The sequence below is a fragment of the Vibrio sp. 10N.261.52.C11 genome (genome assembly GCF_041471405.1).
GTDB classification, from domain to species: Bacteria; Pseudomonadota; Gammaproteobacteria; order Enterobacterales; family Vibrionaceae; genus Vibrio; species Vibrio crassostreae_C.
On the sequence record NZ_JBFROI010000053.1, the window covers coordinates 22,265 to 42,019 of the forward strand.

General features: G+C 44.7%; 21 protein-coding genes. 13 read left to right on the forward strand and 8 right to left on the reverse strand.

Annotation, left to right across the window (positions count from 1 at the left end):
* Window positions 1-69: 69 nt before the first annotated feature.
* On the reverse strand, window positions 70-375 hold the full coding sequence (locus tag AB4323_RS18770) for a DUF3861 domain-containing protein (protein ID WP_017060575.1): 306 nt from the start codon (window positions 373-375) through the stop codon (window positions 70-72).
* A gap of 34 nt (window positions 376-409) precedes the next feature.
* Window positions 410-901, reverse strand: a complete 492-nt coding sequence (locus AB4323_RS18775) for a DUF2798 domain-containing protein (protein WP_017081271.1) — start codon at window positions 899-901, stop codon at window positions 410-412.
* A gap of 97 nt (window positions 902-998) precedes the next feature.
* On the opposite strand from AB4323_RS18775, the gene AB4323_RS18780 reads away from it, so the two are divergent.
* Window positions 999-1,424, forward strand: coding sequence for a MarR family winged helix-turn-helix transcriptional regulator (locus tag AB4323_RS18780; RefSeq protein WP_017060573.1), 426 nt, complete (start codon window positions 999-1,001; stop codon window positions 1,422-1,424).
* 111 nt (window positions 1,425-1,535) lie between these two features.
* On the opposite strand, the gene AB4323_RS18785 is transcribed toward AB4323_RS18780, so the two are convergent.
* Window positions 1,536-2,597 (reverse strand): MBL fold metallo-hydrolase, encoded by a 1,062-nt coding sequence (locus AB4323_RS18785; protein ID WP_029235615.1) that lies wholly within the window; start codon window positions 2,595-2,597, stop codon window positions 1,536-1,538.
* A 187-nt stretch (window positions 2,598-2,784) separates the two neighbouring features.
* Window positions 2,785-4,569 carry an SgrR family transcriptional regulator gene (locus AB4323_RS18790; RefSeq protein ID WP_017060571.1) on the reverse strand — a complete coding sequence of 595 codons (1,785 nt, stop codon included), beginning with the start codon at window positions 4,567-4,569 and terminating at the stop codon, window positions 2,785-2,787.
* A 602-nt stretch (window positions 4,570-5,171) separates the two neighbouring features.
* Between AB4323_RS18790 and rimK the strand changes: the two genes are divergently transcribed.
* Both rimK and AB4323_RS18800 read left to right on the forward strand, forming a co-directional pair.
* Window positions 5,172-6,077 (forward strand): 30S ribosomal protein S6--L-glutamate ligase, encoded by a 906-nt coding sequence (rimK, locus tag AB4323_RS18795; protein WP_004740040.1) that lies wholly within the window; start codon window positions 5,172-5,174, stop codon window positions 6,075-6,077.
* Window positions 6,078-6,109: 32 nt separating this feature from the next.
* Window positions 6,110-6,538 (forward strand): RimK/LysX family protein, encoded by a 429-nt coding sequence (locus AB4323_RS18800; RefSeq protein ID WP_004740039.1) that lies wholly within the window; start codon window positions 6,110-6,112, stop codon window positions 6,536-6,538.
* Between the two features lie 146 nt (window positions 6,539-6,684).
* On the opposite strand, the gene AB4323_RS18805 is transcribed toward AB4323_RS18800, so the two are convergent.
* Complete coding sequence (locus AB4323_RS18805; RefSeq protein ID WP_372153095.1) at window positions 6,685-7,473, reverse strand: MBL fold metallo-hydrolase; 789 nt, start codon at window positions 7,471-7,473, stop codon at window positions 6,685-6,687.
* A gap of 202 nt (window positions 7,474-7,675) precedes the next feature.
* Here AB4323_RS18805 and AB4323_RS18810 point away from each other — a divergent pair, with 202 nt between their 5' ends.
* The 7 genes from AB4323_RS18810 to AB4323_RS18840 all read left to right on the forward strand — a co-directional run bounded on the left by AB4323_RS18810 (window position 7,676) and on the right by AB4323_RS18840 (window position 14,845).
* Entirely contained in the window at window positions 7,676-8,278 is a 603-nt protein-coding gene (locus AB4323_RS18810; RefSeq protein ID WP_017071587.1) for a 2OG-Fe(II) oxygenase, read from the forward strand.
* 295 nt (window positions 8,279-8,573) lie between these two features.
* Window positions 8,574-9,866: an extracellular solute-binding protein gene (locus AB4323_RS18815; RefSeq protein WP_372118521.1), complete on the forward strand. Its 1,293-nt coding sequence runs from the start codon at window positions 8,574-8,576 to the stop codon at window positions 9,864-9,866.
* Between the two features lie 242 nt (window positions 9,867-10,108).
* A complete protein-coding gene (locus AB4323_RS18820) occupies window positions 10,109-10,990 on the forward strand; it encodes an ABC transporter permease subunit (protein ID WP_017071586.1) in 882 nt (293 codons plus the stop codon).
* Window positions 10,991-11,028: 38 nt separating this feature from the next.
* A complete protein-coding gene (gene ugpE / locus AB4323_RS18825; protein WP_372118524.1) occupies window positions 11,029-11,871 on the forward strand; it encodes a sn-glycerol-3-phosphate ABC transporter permease UgpE in 843 nt (280 codons plus the stop codon).
* Window positions 11,861-13,171: a sn-glycerol-3-phosphate ABC transporter ATP-binding protein UgpC gene (gene ugpC, locus AB4323_RS18830; protein ID WP_372153097.1), complete on the forward strand. Its 1,311-nt coding sequence runs from the start codon at window positions 11,861-11,863 to the stop codon at window positions 13,169-13,171. Before ugpE ends, ugpC begins: the two co-directional genes overlap by 11 nt.
* A gap of 56 nt (window positions 13,172-13,227) precedes the next feature.
* Window positions 13,228-13,947, forward strand: coding sequence for a glycerophosphodiester phosphodiesterase family protein (locus AB4323_RS18835; RefSeq protein WP_372147373.1), 720 nt, complete (start codon window positions 13,228-13,230; stop codon window positions 13,945-13,947).
* A 160-nt stretch (window positions 13,948-14,107) separates the two neighbouring features.
* Entirely contained in the window at window positions 14,108-14,845 is a 738-nt protein-coding gene (locus AB4323_RS18840) for a sulfite exporter TauE/SafE family protein (protein ID WP_171733130.1), read from the forward strand.
* Between the two features lie 104 nt (window positions 14,846-14,949).
* On the opposite strand, the gene AB4323_RS18845 is transcribed toward AB4323_RS18840, so the two are convergent.
* Both AB4323_RS18845 and AB4323_RS18850 read right to left on the reverse strand, forming a co-directional pair.
* Window positions 14,950-15,723 (reverse strand): murein L,D-transpeptidase family protein, encoded by a 774-nt coding sequence (locus AB4323_RS18845; RefSeq protein ID WP_372153099.1) that lies wholly within the window; start codon window positions 15,721-15,723, stop codon window positions 14,950-14,952.
* Window positions 15,724-15,725: 2 nt separating this feature from the next.
* Window positions 15,726-16,208, reverse strand: a complete 483-nt coding sequence (locus AB4323_RS18850) for a GNAT family N-acetyltransferase (protein WP_017064907.1) — start codon at window positions 16,206-16,208, stop codon at window positions 15,726-15,728.
* 219 nt (window positions 16,209-16,427) lie between these two features.
* Between AB4323_RS18850 and AB4323_RS18855 the strand changes: the two genes are divergently transcribed.
* From AB4323_RS18855 to grxB, 3 genes are all read left to right on the forward strand, one after another.
* Complete coding sequence (locus tag AB4323_RS18855) at window positions 16,428-17,408, forward strand: Gfo/Idh/MocA family protein (RefSeq protein WP_017060561.1); 981 nt, start codon at window positions 16,428-16,430, stop codon at window positions 17,406-17,408.
* Between the two features lie 164 nt (window positions 17,409-17,572).
* Window positions 17,573-17,731: a hypothetical protein gene (locus AB4323_RS18860; RefSeq protein WP_004733064.1), complete on the forward strand. Its 159-nt coding sequence runs from the start codon at window positions 17,573-17,575 to the stop codon at window positions 17,729-17,731.
* A 347-nt stretch (window positions 17,732-18,078) separates the two neighbouring features.
* Complete coding sequence (gene grxB / locus AB4323_RS18865) at window positions 18,079-18,711, forward strand: glutaredoxin 2 (protein ID WP_372135113.1); 633 nt, start codon at window positions 18,079-18,081, stop codon at window positions 18,709-18,711.
* A 140-nt stretch (window positions 18,712-18,851) separates the two neighbouring features.
* On the opposite strand, the gene AB4323_RS18870 is transcribed toward grxB, so the two are convergent.
* Window positions 18,852-19,685: a pyruvate, water dikinase regulatory protein gene (locus AB4323_RS18870; RefSeq protein ID WP_017060559.1), complete on the reverse strand. Its 834-nt coding sequence runs from the start codon at window positions 19,683-19,685 to the stop codon at window positions 18,852-18,854.
* Between the last annotated feature and the right edge of the window lie 70 nt (window positions 19,686-19,755).

Consider the following 19,755-nt stretch of genomic DNA (forward strand, 5'->3'; position numbering starts at 1 on the left):
TTTGATTTAAATGTAAAAAAGCCAGTAAGTTCGTTACTGGCTTTTCGATGTGTTGCTGATGGTTAGGCTTTACTGCCCTTTCAACGTCTTCTTCAAATTCTGCATGAAGTTTCTGAAGTGAGGCATAAAATCAACAAACAGAGGGTGTTTTCTATCTTGCATCATCAATGGGCCTAACAAGCGAATGCTCACTCCTAGTCGCGCTGCTGATTGCTCATCTAAGCCGCTGTCATGTTTGATCTTCTCAACAATCGCGAACATATCTTCTCTGTCTTCAATTTCAAACTGCATGGTTTGAAGTTCACGATCTTCTTTGATGTTCACTTCTTCGATAGTGATACGGTAGTTATTGTGTTTGCCTGTGAATGCTTTCATTTGGACCTCCTAAAATGCTTAAAAAGTGTTTTGGTTAGCTCTTCATGAATCGTTCGAGCTTAGGTTTAACCGTCATCGACATCACGACCATGATCGCAAGGCCAATGGGAAGTGCGGCAATAAATCCATTAAACCATCCACTGGTAAACGCCGATGTATCCGAAAATCCAATGTTATTTGCCGCTGTTACAAATGCCATCATGGACTCCATTATGAATGCCATGATCAGTCCTACGATCAGGTTGCGAACTTTCTCGCTATAAGTTGTGAACACTCTAGCAACGGCTTTGGTGACTAAAGCCATCATCACCGTGCCCATTGGCATCATGATCACGACAACAAGGGCTAACGAAGAAAGCCAGTTGCCAATAAATTCCTCGCCGAATCCGACATTCATGTAAGTCATCACAGCCGTTAAACTGCCGCCAATCGTCAGCATTAAGCTCATCATGACCAAAACTTTGTATAAAACCGGTGTGCCTTTTTGCTCAGGAAGAGTTGGCGTTAGAGTTGCTTGAATCGTCATATCTATTTCCTGTCTTGAATTTACGAACAATTAAGTTGATAATGTCAACTATAAATACAATAGTTGATAATGTCAACTATATTTCTAAGGATCGTTTATGTCTGATAACACATCGCTAGAATCAATCTTTCGTCTAGTGCACTCTTTGAAACGTCAAATGAGCGAACAGATTGAGAGCTTAGACTCAGAGATCGCACCTATGAACATTCGTGTCATGAAGATCATTACTAAGAAGTCTCCATGTACCGCTATCGATATCGCACACTTCCTAGATCGTGATAAAGCACAGGTCACTCGGCTCATTAATGCCTTGATCAATCAGGAACTTGTGAAGAAGTCTCCGAACCCGGAAGACAAGCGCAGCCAGTTATTGGTTCTGACTGATAAGGGTCAAGAGATCATGAGTAAGGTCTCGGATATCGATCGAGACATGCTGAAGAGAATGACCAAAGGCATGGCCGAAGACGAGTTAGAACAATTCAGAAAAATTGCGAAGAAAATGGCGCAGAACTTAGAAAGCTGATCTTAAAAATAAAACTAAAAAACGCCACCGAATCGTAAGATCGGTGGCGTTTCGTGTATAAGTTGGGTTGTACAGCTTAGTGGTTTAGCTATGTCTATTTGGATGACAGCTCTAATTCGATGCTAGTTTCCACCATGCCTGAACAGGTACAGGCTCTGAGATCACCAAACGTTCACCCATCACCGGGCTTACCATTTGTACATCTCGCTCTTTGCTAATCGCCAGTGCTTGTTCCATTGGGTCTTGCCAATCATGCATAGAAAGGTCGAAGGTACTGTTGTGGATTGGCATCATCACCTTACCTTGCAGATCAATGTGTGCCTGAACACTCTGTTCTGGGAACATATGAATATCCGCCCAAAGTGAGTTATACGCACCCGTTTCAACCATGGTTAAATCAAACGGCCCAAAACGGTCGCCAATCTCTTTAAAGCCATTGAAGTAACCAGAATCACCGCTAAAGAAGACTTTCTTGTCTGAAGCGTTAATAACCCAACTGCCCCACAGTGTTTGGTCACGATCAAGCAAGCCACGACCAGAGAAATGCTGTGTCGGTGTCAACGTGAACTCAATGTCTGAGGCCGTTGCCGATTCCCACCAGTTCAATTCGATGATCTTCTCTTTATCCACGCCCCACTTTTCCAACAGTGCGCCCACTCTTAATGGCACTAAGAACGTCCCTACTTTGTCGGCTAATACCTTCACGGCACCTTTGTCTAAATGGTCGTAGTGATCATGGCTGATCACTACCACATCGATGTCAGGTAGATCTTGCAGTGAGATTGGGGTTGGGTGAAAGCGCTTTGGCCCCATCCATTGCACTGGTGATGCTCGATCACTGAACACAGGGTCAGTCATCACTAGCTTGCCATCTAGCTTCATCATCACACTTGAGTGACCTAAGCGGTACGCAACGTCTTCTGTCTCTTCGATCAATTGCTCGGCTGTCATCGGAATCAAAGGCAATGCAGCACGTGGCACTGGCTCATTTCTTTCCACGGTTACATACGCTTTCAAGATTGAAAAAATATCAGACATGCCCGATTTGTACTCTAACTCACTGTTAGCAAACTTCTTTGGAAGCTTATCTAGATTGTCATTTGATTGTGAACCTGTGCTTACGATAGCGACCACGGCAAGTACTCCTAAAATCGGTAATAGATATTTTTTCATTGGTATCTCTTCAACCGTTGGGAAAGACCCAACTCAAAAACTACACTGACTAGTTTACATACCAAAACCAAAAAGTAAACCACAGAGTGTAATTTTTAATTTATCTAGACGTAAGCGTGTCAAAGTCGATTTTGGAAAAACCGACTTTGAAAACGAGCTAACTTAGTTATTTAGTTAGTAAGAAAGGTTAATCAGCAGACCATACATTCTTGAAGTCTGGCCATCCCCAGTTTGTGATGGCCACGTTTTTCAGAATCCCTTGGAAACGAACGGTCTGTAAGTGGTGGAACATAGGCACTAACCAATAATCTGAGATCAGAGTAGACGCGATGGGTTCTAGCTCTGCCAAGTAATTAGGCAGTTCCACGGATGCTTTATGACTATCCAAGCGCTGCTTGAGCCAATCGCTGTTCATCTCTCCCAAAGCAGAGTGCAAAACAGGGTCGTTCATCATCCACGAGAACAGCGAAGACGGAGCATTGTCATCGAGGTTCAAGTTACACAGCACCAAGTCCTCCTTTAACTCGCCACTCTGAGATAACTGAGCCAATTCTCGAAAACTGTAGGTGTTCACCTCAACTTCCACACCATATCGTTTGAGTATGTCAGATACGCAAATCGCACATCGATACAACGCATAATAATCGTAAACCGCTATACTCATCTTTTTCGGCAGTTGTGTCTCTTTCGAAGGCGTTCGATACAATTTCTGCCAACTTGGCAGTATATTTTGAGCTAAAGAGACACTAAACAGACCCTTGTTATGTTCCAACTGTGACAAAATCGCTTGTGGGTTGGTCAGTTCTGAAAGGTATTTGCGCTGCTCATTATTTAGTGGGTTAGCCGCTGAGTTCTGATTGAACAGGATAAACAAGCATCCATCCTCGACTCGGCTACGAAGGCCGTCTGTGTCTGCTGAAACAAGTTCCGCATCGCTTTTCCCTAATTGATGGAAACAAGAAGAATTTCCATAAGGCGATACGTGCATTTGGCTGTCATCGAAACGAGCAGTGCCCGTCATTGATTCCTCAAACTGCCAGATAGTCACCTCATCGGTTAACGAGCGACAACCATAATAATGCTCAAATGCGGCGAGCTTGATTCGTTCATTATTGGTCTCAACCACTTTGAAGGGGCCGGTTCCAATAACAGCATGGGACACGGTACTTAATGGCGACGGTTCACGGGTGACTTGCGCTGCGGGTTGAATCGAATATTTAACGCCAGCAAGTAAACCAGCAAAGCCGGTATCTGCTTTGGTGAGTTGAAAGCTGATCCTCAATGGCTGCTCACTGTAAACTGAAGCGACATGGGCTAGCTCTGTCTGATAGAAAGGTAAGGTTTGCAACGCAGAAAACATCGAAACTAATTGCTTAGCATCCACAGGTTGCCCGTCATGGAAAGTAAGTCCCGGGCGCAGATAGAAAGTCCAAACCAGTTGCTCAGTGTCATATTCCCAATGGTGAGCTAGTTCAGGCTTTAACTCACCTTTACCATTACACGTCACTAGGCAGCTAAAAACCTGTCTTATCAAAAATCGTTCGCTACTGCGGTGTATATGGTGCGGAAACAAATCCTCAAACTTACGCTTATAGGTTAATTGAACGTGCAGCAGCCCTTCACGCATGGTCGCGCCGGAAGTTTCTTGCAGTAAAGAACCAAACACAGCGCGGTCATTATCCAATATGGAAAGTGCTTTTTCGTACTTGCCCTGCTCTATCAGTTTACTTGCAACATGCTGCGCCAACTCTGAATTGCTAAAACGCAGTGTTAAGTTAGAGCGTTGATTCCTGCCAACTTTTGGCTCCCACACCACCCATTCAGCTTGATGCATCTTACCAAGTAAGGTTCGAGCGTGACGCAAGCTTGTAAACAGCATATCCGCTACTTCGGCTAGGGTGACTGAATGAGAAATGTTTGGCTCGAACGACTCTAGCCGCGTGTAGTAACGCATCATGTTTAGATCAGACAAATAATGAACCTTTTAAAGATAGCTCTTCCTAATTAAGCCCATTATAAAACACATTCATCAAAAAGTAGTGTAATGCGACCAAAACAGGAACAACCAATAAAAATAACATCTGTTTTTTAGTTCCTCTTAATTATCCATAATGAACGGGTCAGCAACAAACCATAGGTTGTAAATAAAGCCTAACCAGAGAGAGTAATGACCATGAGAAAATACTATCTTAACAAGCTAAAAAGCACCTGCAGTAAGCTCGAAAGAGAAGCACTACGAACACTTATAGATCTATGTAACTGGCGTTATTAGTACACTTTTTAGCACCGAGTAAACGCGAGTTGGGTACAACCTAATATGCTCCTACCCCCAATATGAGTTAGGTCTCAACTCGCTTTTCCATTCCAATTCCCCTCTCAAGCCTGCTGTACCAATAGCTCACACAATCGATAAATTTCCGTTGTCGACTCGACAAATTTAATTCGTTTTCTTAGTTGAACGAAAAGCCTTAAGGTTCGCCCCGAAGCAAGCAAGGAGCCTCAGAAAAAACTGAAAGCTCAGCTAACAACTAATTTATTTGCAGTTACCAATCAGGTATTAACTAAGGAAACGCCATGCGTATCGCAATTCTTTCTCGCAACGAAAATCTATACTCTACCGCTCGTCTAAAGCAGGCTGGAGAAGCACGTGGTCATCAGGTCGATGTTATCGACACGTTGCACTGTGATATAGATATCGCGAGTAACAATCCGAAGATTCGCTACATGGGTGAAGAGCTACCTCAATACGATGCTGTTATTCCACGTATTGGCGCTTCCATTACCTTTTACGGAACTGCGGTTGTTCGCCAATTCGAAATGATGGGCACTTTTTGTATCAATGAGTCAGTAGCAATCAGTCGCTCTCGCGACAAACTGCGCTCACTACAACTGTTGTCTCGTAAAGGTATTGGCTTACCAAAAACAGGTTTCGCTAGCCGCCCAGACAAAATTCAAGACCTGATCAAAAACGTAGGTGGCGCGCCACTTGTGATCAAGCTACTTGAAGGTACTCAAGGTATCGGTGTAGTTTTAGCTGAAACAAACAAAGCAGCAGAAAGCGTTATCGAAGCGTTCATGGGCCTAAAAGCGAACATCTTGGTTCAAGAGTTCATTGAAGAAGCAAATGGCGCAGACATCCGTTGTTTTGTTGTTGGCAACAAAGTAATTGCTGCAATGAAGCGTCAAGCTGGTGAAGGTGAATTCCGCTCTAACCTGCACCGTGGCGGCACTGCTCAGCTGGTTAAACTAACCAAAGAAGAGCGCGCAACAGCAATCAATGCAGCGAAAATCATGGGATTAAACCTATGTGGTGTAGATATCCTACAATCTAAGAACGGCCCAGTAGTAATGGAAGTAAACTCTTCTCCAGGCCTAGAAGGCATCGAGAAAGCAACGGGTAAAGATGTAGCAGACATGATTTTCGAATTCATCGAGAAGAATGCAAAACCAAACGCTAACCGTACTCGTGGCAAGGGCTGATTGAATACCGATAACTCATGATTGGAAAGAAAATGAACAATAAAATGATCATAGGGAATACCGAAGCACTTTGCTTACCAGAGTTAGGGATAACTGGACTACATACACGTGTTGATACAGGGGCTAAAACCTCTTCTCTACACGTAGACAATCTACTATGTGTTAAATCAAATGGTGAGAAATTCGTAGAGTTCGACCTTCACCCAGACGTTTATCACCTAGAAGAGACGGTGCGCTGCAAGGCGAAACTGAAAACAAGTAAGAAAATTAAATCATCTAACGGCGAAGTTGAACACCGTTGCGTGATTGAAACCATGCTAAGAATCGGTGGCCAACAATGGCCTATCGATATCACGCTAAGCAACCGTCAAGACATGACTTACATGATGTTGCTTGGACGTCAAGGCATGAGTGACAAAGTGATTGTTGACCCTGCGGGTGAATTCCTGCTGACTCACTAATCCGAGTCATCGTAACCGCTCCACAGGTTATAACTAAAGCTACTCACAACGATATAAGGCCAGTCTCATGACTGGCCTTATTGCTATCTATTTTTCTATTTCTACTTTCAGCTCTGAATACACGACTTTGCATTCAAGCTTCTGATCTATTTCTTCGATTTACCATGAGATTGAAAACCAAATCGCCCAATCGATAAAAGTAATTTCTTGGTTTTGATTTTCGTCACTCGCCAATGTGTAACAGGCCTTCTTGGGGCACTCATCAACAGGTGTTCAAAAGCCTTCTGACTGAAATCGACTTGCCCACCATGCGCCACCAGCAAGGTATCGAGCTGCATGTCATAAATGCGCGATACAGACGCTCGATACTTATTAGGTTGAAAGATAGGAAATGGCGGAATCAGCTTCTTCTTAACCTCGACCATTAAATCGGCCACATAAGCCACGCTGTGTGATGGGCAATAGACCGAGAGATCACGGTCGGTATGGCCCGGTGTTTCAAGAACCAACCAATCATCAAACCCTGGAATACTATCCCCATCAGACAGCTTGTAGTCCGGCTTTAACTTTCTTGAATACCATAGGTTTGCTTTAGGCTTGCCTAAGCGGTTCGCCATCCACCTAGCAAGCGCTAAGTCGGTCAGGTGCATCAAAATGCCATCGATGCCGTGATACCAATCCTTGTCTCTGTTTGCTGCCACCAAATGACAATTAGTCAGCTTTCTGAGCGTATGCGCTGCCCCTGCGTGGTCCGGATGCATGTGTGTAACAACCACAGTATGTAGGTCGCTAAATTCACGGCCAAGCTCATCTTCAATGAAAGCCCTAAGATGAGGAATATCCGCACGGCACGCACCATCAAGTAACAGCAATCTATCTGGGTACTCTACGAGATACATGTCTTGGATATAGCCTTTGATGGTATGCAGCTGCAAAACCGCTCCTTGTGATAATTCAACTGGTCAGACCTACACCATAGCAAACTCACATTTATTTGTAACAAATTTGTTAACTATAAAATCACATCAAAGTACCATGCTCTTCCGCTCTTTTATCGTGACGACAAAATACGTGATTTGTTGACCTAAGTTATTAGGACTATATATGCGCCTCTAATTTATTGTCTGAGTGCTATACATGAACCAATTAATCGATGCTCTTTCTACCCAAGGTTATTTCGTTTGGGATGACTTCTTAACTCAAGAAGAAGTGGTGGCATTGAGGGATTGCATTCCAGAGAACTGGAAAAAGGCTAGGATTGGCCGTAACGATGAAGTAACGCGAGAGTCGACCATTCGTAGTGACAAGATTCAATGGGTGCGCCGCGATATGGGTCAGCCAGCATCTCTGTTCCTAGACAAAATGGAACAAATTCGTTTAGCGGCAAACCAAGCGTTCTTTTTGGGTCTGTTCGAGTACGAAGCGCACTTTGCTAAATACGAAAAAGGCGACTTCTACCAGAAGCACTTAGACTGTTTCAAGGGCAATGAAAACCGCCGCCTGACCACTGTGTTCTATATGAATGATGAGTGGACAGAAGAAGACGCTGGTGAACTTGTGGTTTACGACCTAAAAGACAACCACATCGCGACCATTCCACCAAAGTCAGGCCGCTTATTTGTGTTCTTATCTGAACAGTTCCCACACGAGGTACTGCCGACAAACACAGAGCGATTCAGTATTGCAGGTTGGTTCCGTATTAACGGCGTGAAAGACAACCAACTCGATATCGCACACTAGAACAAAGCCGATTATAACAAGCTCTAGCTTATTCAAAGCCTCTCCTTCGAGAGGCTTTTTTATTGAACAACAGTTGTTCAATAAAACGTCTTAAAAACCGAACATGTTCAACATCAAAACCATCAATAACTTTACTCTTAAATAAAATCGAAACGAATCTTTCATATCAGTGAAACGGTTTAGCCACGTAAGTGAAATATGGCCTGTTCAAGATAGCTTCAAACGACACCCCTACCGTCTCGTTAATACTCTAATTCAATACCTCTACATCGATTTCATCCAAAAGGAAAAGAAGATGAATAAGCTAATTTTGGCAGGCGTTCTTTCTGCGACAGCGGCAATGCCAGCGTTCGCAACGACTCAAGTCACTTGGTGGCACGCAATGGGCGGCCAGCTTGGAGAAACCGTCAATAAGATTGCGACCGACTTTAATGCGTCACAAGATGATTACGAGATCACGCCAATCTACAAAGGTTCATACACAGAGACCTTAACAGCCGGTATCGCGGCATACCGAGCAGGTGAAGCACCCAATATTCTGCAAGTCTTCGATGCAGGCGCATCAACCATCATGAACGCGAAAGACGTCGCGAAACCGGTACAGGATATTCTGGTTGAGTCGGGTTACAACTTTAATTCAAACGACTACCTAGCGGGCGTTCGTAACTTCTATGCCGACAACCAAGGCAAGATGGTTGGTATGCCTTTCAACAGTTCGACACCGGTTCTTTACTACAACAAAGATCTTCTCGCGGAAGTGGGTGCAGACGCGCCTAAAACTTATGAAGAACTAGAAGTGGTCGCTAAGAAACTGAAGGCTGAAGGACACATCGCGTTTTCTCAATCTCTGACGCCGTGGATCATGTTCGAGAACTTTAAGTCTCGCCACAACCTGCCAGTCGCAGATCAAAACAACGGCTACGATGGCTTGTCCACTAAGATCATGTTCAACACCAAAGACATGATGATGCACGTTAGCAAGATGAAAGAGTGGTCAGATCTAGGTTACTACAAGTATTACGGCAGCGACTGGGATGCAAACCAAACCCCTTTCGAGCGCCAAGAAGTGGCGATGTGGATGGGTTCTTCAGGCTCATTCGGTGGCTTACGTAATCGCGTACCTTTCGAACTCGGCACCACATACCTTCCATACTGGAAATCGGTTAACCCAGACGCAGGCTTAACCTTCATTGGCGGTGCTGCTCTGTTTGCACTCAATGGCCATGACCAACAGCAAGACAAAGGTGTAGCAGCGTTCTTTGATTACCTGACGAAGCCTGAAACTCAAGTCTACTGGCACAAAACCACTGGTTATGTACCTGTAACAACGGCTGCCTATGAGCTAGCGAAAGAGTCTGGCTACTACAACGAACAACCAGATGCAGAAGTGGGCGTTAAGCAGCTAAGCCTAAAATCGGGCGAATGGACTAAAGGTTACCGCTTAGGTTACTACCCTCAAATTCGTGAAGTGATGCATCGTGAATTCGACAATATCTTCGCCGACCGCTCTAGCGTCGAGAACAGCCTAGATAAAGTCGAAGATGAGAGCAGCAAACTGCTGAAACGCTTCGCTCGTACGATGAACTAATTTGGCTTTTTTACCAAAGTAGATTACTGAGCTAAAGGCTTAACAAACCAAAGCCGTTCATTGCTCCTCACCACTTGTCACTGCGTCATTAAAAACGTAATGGCAAGGTGTGAGGAGATTCTTCACTAGCGCCATTTCTTGCTCCAAAAACTACAACTCAACTGGATGCATTCCTTTGCTATAGCGCTAGTGCTCACCGTAACTAACAGTGATAACAGTCACTAATTTTTGGGGATTACCCTGTGGAACGACGTCAGCAATTCTTTCACTCTCCGCTGCCTTACCTATTTTTGGCGCCTCAGATACTCATCATTGCGGTTTTCTTTATCTACCCAGCGGCAAAGGCAGTTTACCTGTCCTTCATGCTAGAAGACCCTTGGGGCACCTCTTCCATCTTCGTGTGGTTCGAAAACTATCAGATGCTATTCGAATCGAGCGAGTATCTGAACTCGATTGGCTTCACATTAATGTTCGCAATCGTGGTCTCTTTCTTATCGCTTGCCTTAGCGCTGCTGCTCGCGGTTAAAGCCGACAACATCATTCACGGACAAGGCGCTTACAAGGTCACTCTTACTTGGGTTTACGCGGTTGCTCCTGCGATTGCAGGCGTAATCGGTGCTTTCTTGTTTAACCCACACATTGGCGTGTTTACCGAGATATTTGCGGTTATAGGCTGGGACTTTAGCTTCCAAACCGACCCTTTAGATGCCACGTTTGCTCTGATTTTGGTTTCGGTTTGGAAACAGGTTTCGGTGAATTTCATCTACTTTCTGGCTGGGCTTCAATCGATCTCTTACGCCGTAAAAGAAGCGGCGATGCTCGATTGCGTCAGCGACTCAAAACGTTTCTGGACCATTACTTTCCCGCTACTCGCACCTACAGGCTTCTTTCTTCTGGTCATCAACCTCACCTACTCGTTCTTTGAAACCTTTGGCGTGATCGACACCATGACCAATGGCGGCCCAGGTGGCGGCACAACGTCGTTGGTGTACAAGGTGTATCGAGACGGGTTTGTTGGCGCAGATTTAGGCGGCAGCTCTGCGCAGTCAGTTGTGTTGTTGCTACTGGTACTCACTCTTACATTTATCCAGTTTCGCGTTGTAGAAAAGCGTGTTCACTACTAGCCCACCACAGCTAGGTTTTAACGCGACAGGAGTTATTTATGAAAAGTAATAAGGTCTATGACCACCTAATTCTAATTGCTGGGATGCTGTTCATGTTGGTCCCTATCTGGCTAATCTTCGCCAGCTCGACGCATAACCCGAACACCATTGTCAGCGAGGGCCTGCAATGGCTGCCAGGCGATAACTTTACGGCCATTTATAGCGAAGCTTGGAACAAAAGCATGGGCTTCAGTGGCGAAGTCACCGCCAGCAAAATGATCGCCAACTCGATGATCATGGGGCTAGGTTTTGCGATCGGTAAGATCATCATTTCGATGATGGCCGCGTATGCTTTGGTCTACTTCAGACTGCCTTATGCTACAGCTTGGTTCTGGTTGATCTTCGTGACGCTTTTGCTGCCATTAGAAGTGCGCATTATCCCTTCCTATGAGGTTGTCGCTGGGCTTGGGCTTCTTAATAGCTACACAGGTTTAATTCTGCCTTTGATCGCCTCAGCCACCGCGACGTTCTTTTTTAGGCAGTTCTTCAAAACCATCCCCGATGAATTGTTAGAAGCCGCTCAGCTAGATAACGCAGGTCCATTTCGATTCTTTGTCGACATCTTATTGCCACTGTCTAAAACCATGATTGCCGCAATCTTCATCATCATGTTTGTGGTGGGTTGGAACCAATATCTGTGGCCAATCATGATGACCACGGACGAAGGCTACAACACCATCGTGATGGGCATCAAACAAGTACTCAACAACATCAATGAAACCAGTTTACCGCGCTACGACTATGTTTTTGCCATGGTGATTTTAGCTATGTTGCCACCCGTTTTAGTGGTGGTTGTATTTCAACGTTGGTTTGTAAAAGGGCTAGTAGAAAGTGAAAAATAATAACGACAAAAATCAAATGAACGATAACCGCATTCAATCACTCGCTGAGTACAAGATGTCTCACCTGCATTCTCACCAAGCTATCCACAAAAATACAGAGGACACCCCGATGCCAAAGTTAAAACAAACGTTAGGGCACACCCAAACCACTCACAGCCATACACACAAAGCACCTACCATGTTAGGCATCAAAAACTTGGTAAAGACTTATGAGAACGGTCATCGTGCAGTGAAAGATGTCTCGCTTGAGATCGAAAAGGGTGAATTTCTTGTGTTGGTTGGCCCATCGGGTTGCGGCAAGTCTTCTATCCTACGTTCAATAGCGGGGCTGGAAAGTATCTCTGGCGGAGAGATTCACTTAAGTGGCCGCCGTGTTGATAACGAAAAGCCAGCTCAACGAGATATCGCAATGGTCTTTCAAAATTACGCACTCTACCCTCACATGACGGTATACAAAAACCTCGCTTATGGTTTAAAGAACCGAGGTGTCAGCCAACACGTAATTGAAGAAAAGATTGAGAAAGTCGCCAAGACACTAAAGATCGAAGAATACCTAGATCGCAAGCCAGCCAAGCTTTCGGGTGGTCAGCGCCAGCGCGTTGCTATGGGACGAGCGATTGTACGCGACCCTCAACTGTTCCTGTTTGACGAGCCTTTGTCTAACCTAGATGCCTCATTGCGCGCTCACATGAGGTTAGAAATCAAAAAGCTACAACGCGAGCTAGGCGTAACCAGTGTTTACGTGACTCATGACCAAGTCGAAGCCATGACACTGGCAGATGGAATCGTGGTTCTCAACAAAGGTCAGATAGAACAAGTCGGCACACCAAGAGAAGTTTACCACCAGCCTGCCAGTACCTTTGTGGCAAGCTTTATTGGCAGCCCCGCGATGAACTTCCTTACTGCCACGCTCGATGATGGCTATCTTGAAATCGGTGATCAACAAATGTACCTGCCAGAGTACGCGCACGTTAAGAACGCGACTATCACGCTTGGCATTCGCCCTGAACACTCTGAGGTTTGTTCCGAATTAAAAATGAACACCTTGCCTCTCGAACTGCGTATCAGTGTGGTTGAGCCATTGGGGCCGAATCAATTGGTTCATGGCCTTGTGAACGAACAACCCTTTATTGCAGTGACACCCGAAACGACGCTGTGCCAAGCCGTCCCTCTCGGGCTAAGCATTAATAAATCCAACCTGCATATTTTTGACAGTCGTGGGAAGCGTATTCAGCCGAATAACTTTACTTCACAAGAGTCACGCGAAGAGACGACAAGCATAACGACGGCTCTCGCTTAATCGAGTACACTGATATTTAATGCGTTTTTACGGTGCGTCTTTAAAAAGGATTAATTATGTCATCTATCATCGTAGGTCACCGTGGTGTAGCGGGTACTCACCCAGAAAACACCAAAGCAAGTATTGAACAAGCCGCTAAACTTGGCTTGAAATGGATTGAAGTCGATATTCAGCAAACTCAGGATGATGAGCTTGTCGTTTGCCACGACCACACTCTCGAGCGCTGTAGTGATGGCAAGGGCCGTGTTGATGAACACACATTGGCAGAGCTGCGTCAGCTTGATTTTGGTAGCTGGAAGTCAGAACAGTTCGAAGGAGAAAGAATACTCACACTTAGCGAGTTACTTGAACTTATTGAAGAACATAACCTCAGCGTTAACCTAGAGATAAAAGTCGATAGCCGACACCAAGCCCCTCATGTGGTTGATCTTCTACACAGTGAGCTGATCCGCTCAAACATAGACACGGACAGAGTGCTGCTTTCAAGTTTCAGCCATGAAGTTGTTGCAGAAATGGCTCACCACTTACCAAGATACCGCGTTGGCGTGATCACAGAGCAACTGACTCAAGATGATCTTATGCTCATCAATGAGGTCAAAGCGTTCAGCTGTCACATGAACTACGAGCATGTGAATCAGAGCGATCTTGATACACTAAGTGAAGCAAACATTCAAACTTGGTGCTACACAGTAAACGATCCGTCTCACTTCAAATTCATCTCAAAAGTAGATGCCGTATTCACTGATTTTCCGAATCAATTTACCTCTATAAATTGACCAAGCAAATACCGCAAAAACAACCCCGAGAGACTTTAAAATTAACTCTCGGGAAACCTTAAAATTAGGTAGCAAACACAAGTGAGTAGGAGTACATTCCGCTACTCACTTGGTTTCATTAGCTCGCTCTATACAGACAGCTTCATTGGTTACTTAATTTATGGATCTCATTTTTAGTCCAACCTTCCCAATTTTGGGTGCAATCTTCATTTTCGCCGCTATTGTTCGTGGCTTCTCAGGTTTCGGTTTCACCTTAGTGGCATTGCCATTAAGTGCGTTATTCGAGCCTGTTATCGAACTGGTTCCCGTCTTCATGTTGATCGATCTCCTAGGCAATGTTCAATTACTGCCTAAAGTTCGAAAGCATGTTAACTGGCGCTGGGTTTTAAAGGTATTTATCCCTTGTTTTGCCTTCACACCAGTCGGCTTACTTCTGCTTAAATCCGTTAGCCAAGACACGATCATCTTGATCATCAGTGCCTTCATTTTTGCGTCTGCACTTATGATCTACAAAGGTTTCCATTACAAAAGCGAACCTAGATTTACTCCCTATATTCTAGGAAGCCTTGCGGGTGTAATGAACGGCGCGGCTTCGATGTCAGGGCCTCCAATTGGCACTCATGCATTAGCAAGCCCAGTCGCTCCGCACATTGCCAGAGCAGGCCTGATAGCCTTCTTTGTATTGGCTGATTCCACTGCGTTTGTTTCGGCATCTATCGCTGGGTTAGTCGACCGCGATGTAGTTTGGCTGACTCTCGCGCTTCTACCAAGCAGCATGTTTGGCGGTTATGTGGGTTCTAAACTGTTCGAAAGATTTGGTGGAGCGAAGTTTAAGCCAGTCACCATTGCATTGCTGATTGTGATTGCAATATTCAGTGCAGGTCGAGTCTTACTGTAACGGCTTTAGCGTTTAATTTTGGACGTTGCTTTTACGAATTGGTTTCGCGAATTGATTGCGCTAATTGACTGCGGAAAGTGATTAAGAAAACTGGGTACCAATGACTACCATTCGATATGGATAGGAGTACCCATTTTTACAAGTTGGAGAAACTCATCCATATCTTGATTGGTTAACGCGATACAGCCATCCGTCCAATCAAAACTTTGAATAAAGCTCGGCGAACGACGCTCGCCGTTTTTGATGCCATGGATTTTGATGTTTCCTCCAGGATCTACATCATTTTGCTCTGCCCATTGCATATCCGAAGGTTGCGGATAGTTAATATGTACTGAGCGATAAAAGTCCGACTCTTCCATCACATAATCGAGCTGGTATTCCCCTTCCGGCGTTCGGTTGTCCCCTTCAAAGCGTTTATGCCCTTTCGGTTGTTTGCCTAGCGCAATACGAAACTCCTGAATCACCTCTTCACCTTTTAGCAGATACATCCTACGTTTCGATTTATCGACTTTAACTAACGTAACCACTTGCGACAGCGAATCTATCTCAGATGCGCTATCCGGTACGTTATAAAACTGTCGAGAGGAACTTTGAGGTGGACGTTTCGATGACCCTTGAGAAAACTGAGCTACCTTTTCATCAGGGCTACTGTTAAGAACCTCATCCACAATAATCACATGCTCGGAGTTTGAGCTCGTGGAAGAGGTTGAGTTAGATGAAGACGTTGAGACACGTTGAGAATGAGCCGGTGCAGACTCGAATACGATGGTTTCGATAGCGGTCGCGTCAGAGACTATTTTCTCGACCACGACTTGCTCAGCATTCGCGTTCGAAGCCACAAACAGTAAACACAGTGATAAAGGCAGAAACAGACGCACCTTTAGATCTCCTCAAAACGCATGGACATGGTTCGTGACTGAGTTTCCATTCCTAACGACTCATAGAAACCCTGAGCTTGTTGGTTAAACTCCATTACCTCCAACCTAAGTTCTATCGCTCCTCTCGCCTGCGCCCATTGATTAAAAGACTTCATTAACGCTCGACCAGCACCTTTGCTCTGAACCTGATCGTTCACCACAATCGTATTGACCCTTGCCACCTTGTGCGGCTGAATAAAACTGACGCCTTTATTCTGCGTTACCTTACCCGCTAAAAAGCCAACGACTTGCTTGTCGTCTACTGCAACCAAGAAAGCGCCAAGTGGGTCAAGCATCAAACCTAACCAATACTCTTCACTGTCGGCCAAGCCTTGTGACGCTGGTGCAAATACCATAGGCGCACCAAGATGATGTTGACGGTTTATCTGCTCAGAGAGCGCTAAGATCGCGTTAATATCAGTTACCTTGGCCGTCCGGATTTGCATATCATCACCTTGTTTGAATTCAATAACACCTTAGCAAAAATGGCTTAGTTGTGCACCGTTACACTGGTCAACTCAGACGCTCTGTGAAGGCTGAACATTAATATTAGGCACTATGTTTAGGGAAATTGTTCCGTAAATCTCAGGCACATTGCCAGCCGTTGAGTGCTACTATCTCTGCAGAATCAATATACTAACGACGACTAACGACTGGATACCTATATGATTAAGTTTGCTGTAATTGGAACCAATTGGATTACACAAAAGTTTGTTCAAGCTGCGCACGAATCTCAATCGATGCAACTTGCTGCGGTTTACTCTCGAAATCTAGACAGCGCGGCACAGTTCGCCCAAGAATTTGACGTTGAAACCACGTATGACTCACTCGACGCATTGGCCAATGACAACACTGTAGAAGCCGTGTACATCGCTTCCCCTAACTCACTGCATTGCGAGCAATCTATCTTCATGATGGAACACGGCAAGCATGTTATCTGTGAAAAGCCGGTTGCATCAAATATTGATGAAGCAACACGCATGTTCGAAGTCGCTGAGAAAAACGGTGTGGTGCTGTTTGAGGCGTATAAATCTCAATTCCTACCGAACTTTAAGCAAGTTCAACTTGGGTTAGAAAAGATTGGCAAGGTACATAAAGCACACATCAACTACTGCCAGTATTCATCGCGCTACCAAAAATACCTAAACGGCGAGAACCCAAATACCTTCAACCCAGCTTTTTCTAACGGCTCATTGGTCGATATTGGCTTTTACTGTGTTGCCGCGACAGTCGCGCTATTTGGCAAACCTGAAAACGCACAGGCTTCTGCAAAGCTACTTGATTCAGGTGTCGATGCTCATGGCTGTGCGATCTTCCAATACCCTGAGTTTGATGTGACCCTTGCGCACTCCAAAGTCAGCGACTCTTATGCGCCAAGCGAGATCCAAGGTGAATTAGGGGCGATCATCATCGATCACATCGCTGAATGTACTGACGTTAAGATCCGCTACCGCGATGGCACGGTAGAAAACCTTACTCAAGCACAAAGCGAAAACTCCATGAGTTACGAAGCGCAGGCCTTTGCTAGCTGCATTGCTGGCGACAACGCAACACAAGCGCAGGCCCAACTGCGCGCTTTAACGGTTGCGAAGTTAATTACAGAGATGCGCCAACAAGTTGGTGTAGTGTATCCAGCGGATAAATAACGTCACAGCGTAAGTTAACAAACTGATTTTTAATACATAATTATTTATACATAACTGAATTTAATCTTTACGACAAATAACCGGATTAGTTGATTGAGGTCCCATCTGTTTTAATCCGCGTTCGATATCTATCGTATTTATTTAATTTATTGAAGGTGTGTAAAGTGTTTTCAGTTGATGATCGCGTTGTAGCAACAAAAGGTGTTGAACTAGGTGAAATGGTAGTAACTGGCCTAAGTGCTGGTGGCGGCTACGTTCACGTTACAACGGTAGAAGGCGCAATGACGCTTACTTACCCAGCGCAAGATCTTAAAAAAGCATAGTTTAACCACTCTGCCCTTTTAGTAGTCACTCTACTAAAGGTAACAAAATTGAGGCTTTGGCTGACTTCACTCTTCTGCATTAGAGTGAGCAGCCAGAGCCTTTTTTATGCCCGTCATTTACCCACCAGCTTTCTCATTAGCTTACTCGTTACAATAAAACCGCACTCAACTGACAATAGAATTAGGCAACGAGTTTCTACACTAGGTGCTTATTCTCATCGTTCTCTTGATATTCCCGTTCACTTAACCGCAGTGAATAGTTCTTGTTAACAAAGGCTTATTGTCTGCGAAAGTTTCTGGTACATTAGCATCATTTTATACTAAGAATGACCCGAATGAGGGAAGCTATGAAGCTTTACATTTACGGCCACTGCCCTTTCTGTGCAAGAGTCTCCTACATTGCTCAATCGCTAGGCTTGAACATTGAGCTTGTTTCTGTCGATTATGATGATGCCCAAACCCTTATCGATCTGATCGGTAAAAAGATGGTACCCGTCTTACAAAAAGACGATGGCTCTATCATGGCAGAGAGCCTAGATATCATCGCGTACTTCATGGACTTGAAATCAAGCGATGAGCAGCGTGTGCCATCTGAGCAAGTGACTGTGTTCCAAACTCGCGCATTCCCTCTTACTCAACAGATTGGACGCCCACGTTGGTGGAACCTCGACTTGGCTGAATATCGCTCTGCTGGAGCCAAAGAAGCTTGGCGTGCCAGTAAAGAGACCGAAGGTTTTAACTTTGAAGAACTGTTAGAAAAGACGCCTCAGTTCGTTCAACTGATTAACCCATTACTGAAAGATGCCGAACTCTTACTGGATCTAGAGAATGGTGAGTCATCACTGCCTCTAGTCGATCAAGCGGTGTATTTCTCGATGCTTCGTGGCTTTTGCGTAGAACCAAGCATCACATGGCCACCAGCACTTGAACGCTGGTTAGAAAAGAAAAGTGAAACGCTAAAGCTGTCTTTACTTCGCTAGAAAGCTATCTCGATTAAGAAAACAAGCTCTGACTCGCAAGCGACTACAACGAGCACAAACAAAAAATCGAAGCTCTCAGGTGTAAACTGCGAGCTTCGATTTTCTTTTATCTGGCCATTCTATTTCTCTAAGGCTTTGTCTTACAGCAGACGCCTTCTCAAACCTGTTCGCTCCAAGATTCGTGTCGAAATTTCTTCAACCGATAGTGAAGAGGTGTTGATGTAAGGTATCGCTTCTCGACGGAACATCGCCTCTACCGTTTGCAATTCATACAAACATTGTGAGTCACTGGCGTATTCGCTGCCTGCTAAGCGGTTCTCACGAATTTCAGTGAGCCTTTCTGCATCAATGGTCAAACCAAACAGCTTATGTCGGTAAATCTCAAACTCTGGCAACAGCTTTAAGCGTGCCAAGTCATCGTGGATAAATGGGTAGTTTGCTACGCGTAAGCCAAACTGCATCGCCATATACAAACTTGTTGGTGTTTTGCCACTTCGAGAAACACCCAACAAGATGATGTCGGCTTCTTCCAGCCCTTTTAGCGTGATGCCATCATCATGCGCGAGCGTGTACTCAATCGCAGCAATACGGTCGAAATACTTCACCGAGTCCTTGTTTACACTGCGTGAGCGCTGCAACTTAGGAACAGGCGCCATCTGAATGTCATCCTGTACTTTCTGCACGATGCTCTCTAACACGTCATAACAGTGCGCGGGCGCTTCTAGCAATTTGGTTTTGATATCAGGTATCACAATCGAAAAGAACACTAGCGGTTCTAATCCGGTATCACGATACGAAATTTCAATCTCTTTTAATAAATCAGAAAGTTTGTCCTCACTTTCCACAAACGGAAAGGTTTTTTCATTGGCTTTAAAAGGGAATTGACCTAGAACAACATGCCCTAAAGTCTCACATGTTATGGCCGTTCCATCAGAAACATAGAATACATCACGACTTTGAATATCAATTTGCATTTTTTATTTAATGTTTAAAATTATTTTGAGTAGGATGGTAACCATAATATAGATAATAAAACCCTGCTGA

What these genes read in the sequence shown, in the direction of transcription:
- AB4323_RS18770 (WP_017060575.1), bottom strand. Translation starts at nt 375, where the DNA reads ATGAAAGCATTCACAGGCAAACACAATAACTACCGTATCACTATCGAA.
- AB4323_RS18840 (WP_171733130.1), top strand. Translation starts at nt 14,108, where the DNA reads ATGGATCTCATTTTTAGTCCAACCTTCCCAATTTTGGGTGCAATCTTC.
- ugpE (WP_372118524.1), top strand. Translation starts at nt 11,029, where the DNA reads ATGAAAAGTAATAAGGTCTATGACCACCTAATTCTAATTGCTGGGATG.
- AB4323_RS18775 (WP_017081271.1), bottom strand. Translation starts at nt 901, where the DNA reads ATGACGATTCAAGCAACTCTAACGCCAACTCTTCCTGAGCAAAAAGGC.
- AB4323_RS18785 (WP_029235615.1), bottom strand. Translation starts at nt 2,597, where the DNA reads ATGAAAAAATATCTATTACCGATTTTAGGAGTACTTGCCGTGGTCGCT.
- AB4323_RS18855 (WP_017060561.1), top strand. Translation starts at nt 16,428, where the DNA reads ATGATTAAGTTTGCTGTAATTGGAACCAATTGGATTACACAAAAGTTT.
- AB4323_RS18780 (WP_017060573.1), top strand. Translation starts at nt 999, where the DNA reads ATGTCTGATAACACATCGCTAGAATCAATCTTTCGTCTAGTGCACTCT.
- AB4323_RS18870 (WP_017060559.1), bottom strand. Translation starts at nt 19,685, where the DNA reads ATGCAAATTGATATTCAAAGTCGTGATGTATTCTATGTTTCTGATGGA.
- rimK (WP_004740040.1), top strand. Translation starts at nt 5,172, where the DNA reads ATGCGTATCGCAATTCTTTCTCGCAACGAAAATCTATACTCTACCGCT.
- AB4323_RS18850 (WP_017064907.1), bottom strand. Translation starts at nt 16,208, where the DNA reads ATGCAAATCCGGACGGCCAAGGTAACTGATATTAACGCGATCTTAGCG.
- AB4323_RS18810 (WP_017071587.1), top strand. Translation starts at nt 7,676, where the DNA reads ATGAACCAATTAATCGATGCTCTTTCTACCCAAGGTTATTTCGTTTGG.
- AB4323_RS18815 (WP_372118521.1), top strand. Translation starts at nt 8,574, where the DNA reads ATGAATAAGCTAATTTTGGCAGGCGTTCTTTCTGCGACAGCGGCAATG.
- AB4323_RS18800 (WP_004740039.1), top strand. Translation starts at nt 6,110, where the DNA reads ATGAACAATAAAATGATCATAGGGAATACCGAAGCACTTTGCTTACCA.
- AB4323_RS18835 (WP_372147373.1), top strand. Translation starts at nt 13,228, where the DNA reads ATGTCATCTATCATCGTAGGTCACCGTGGTGTAGCGGGTACTCACCCA.
- grxB (WP_372135113.1), top strand. Translation starts at nt 18,079, where the DNA reads ATGAAGCTTTACATTTACGGCCACTGCCCTTTCTGTGCAAGAGTCTCC.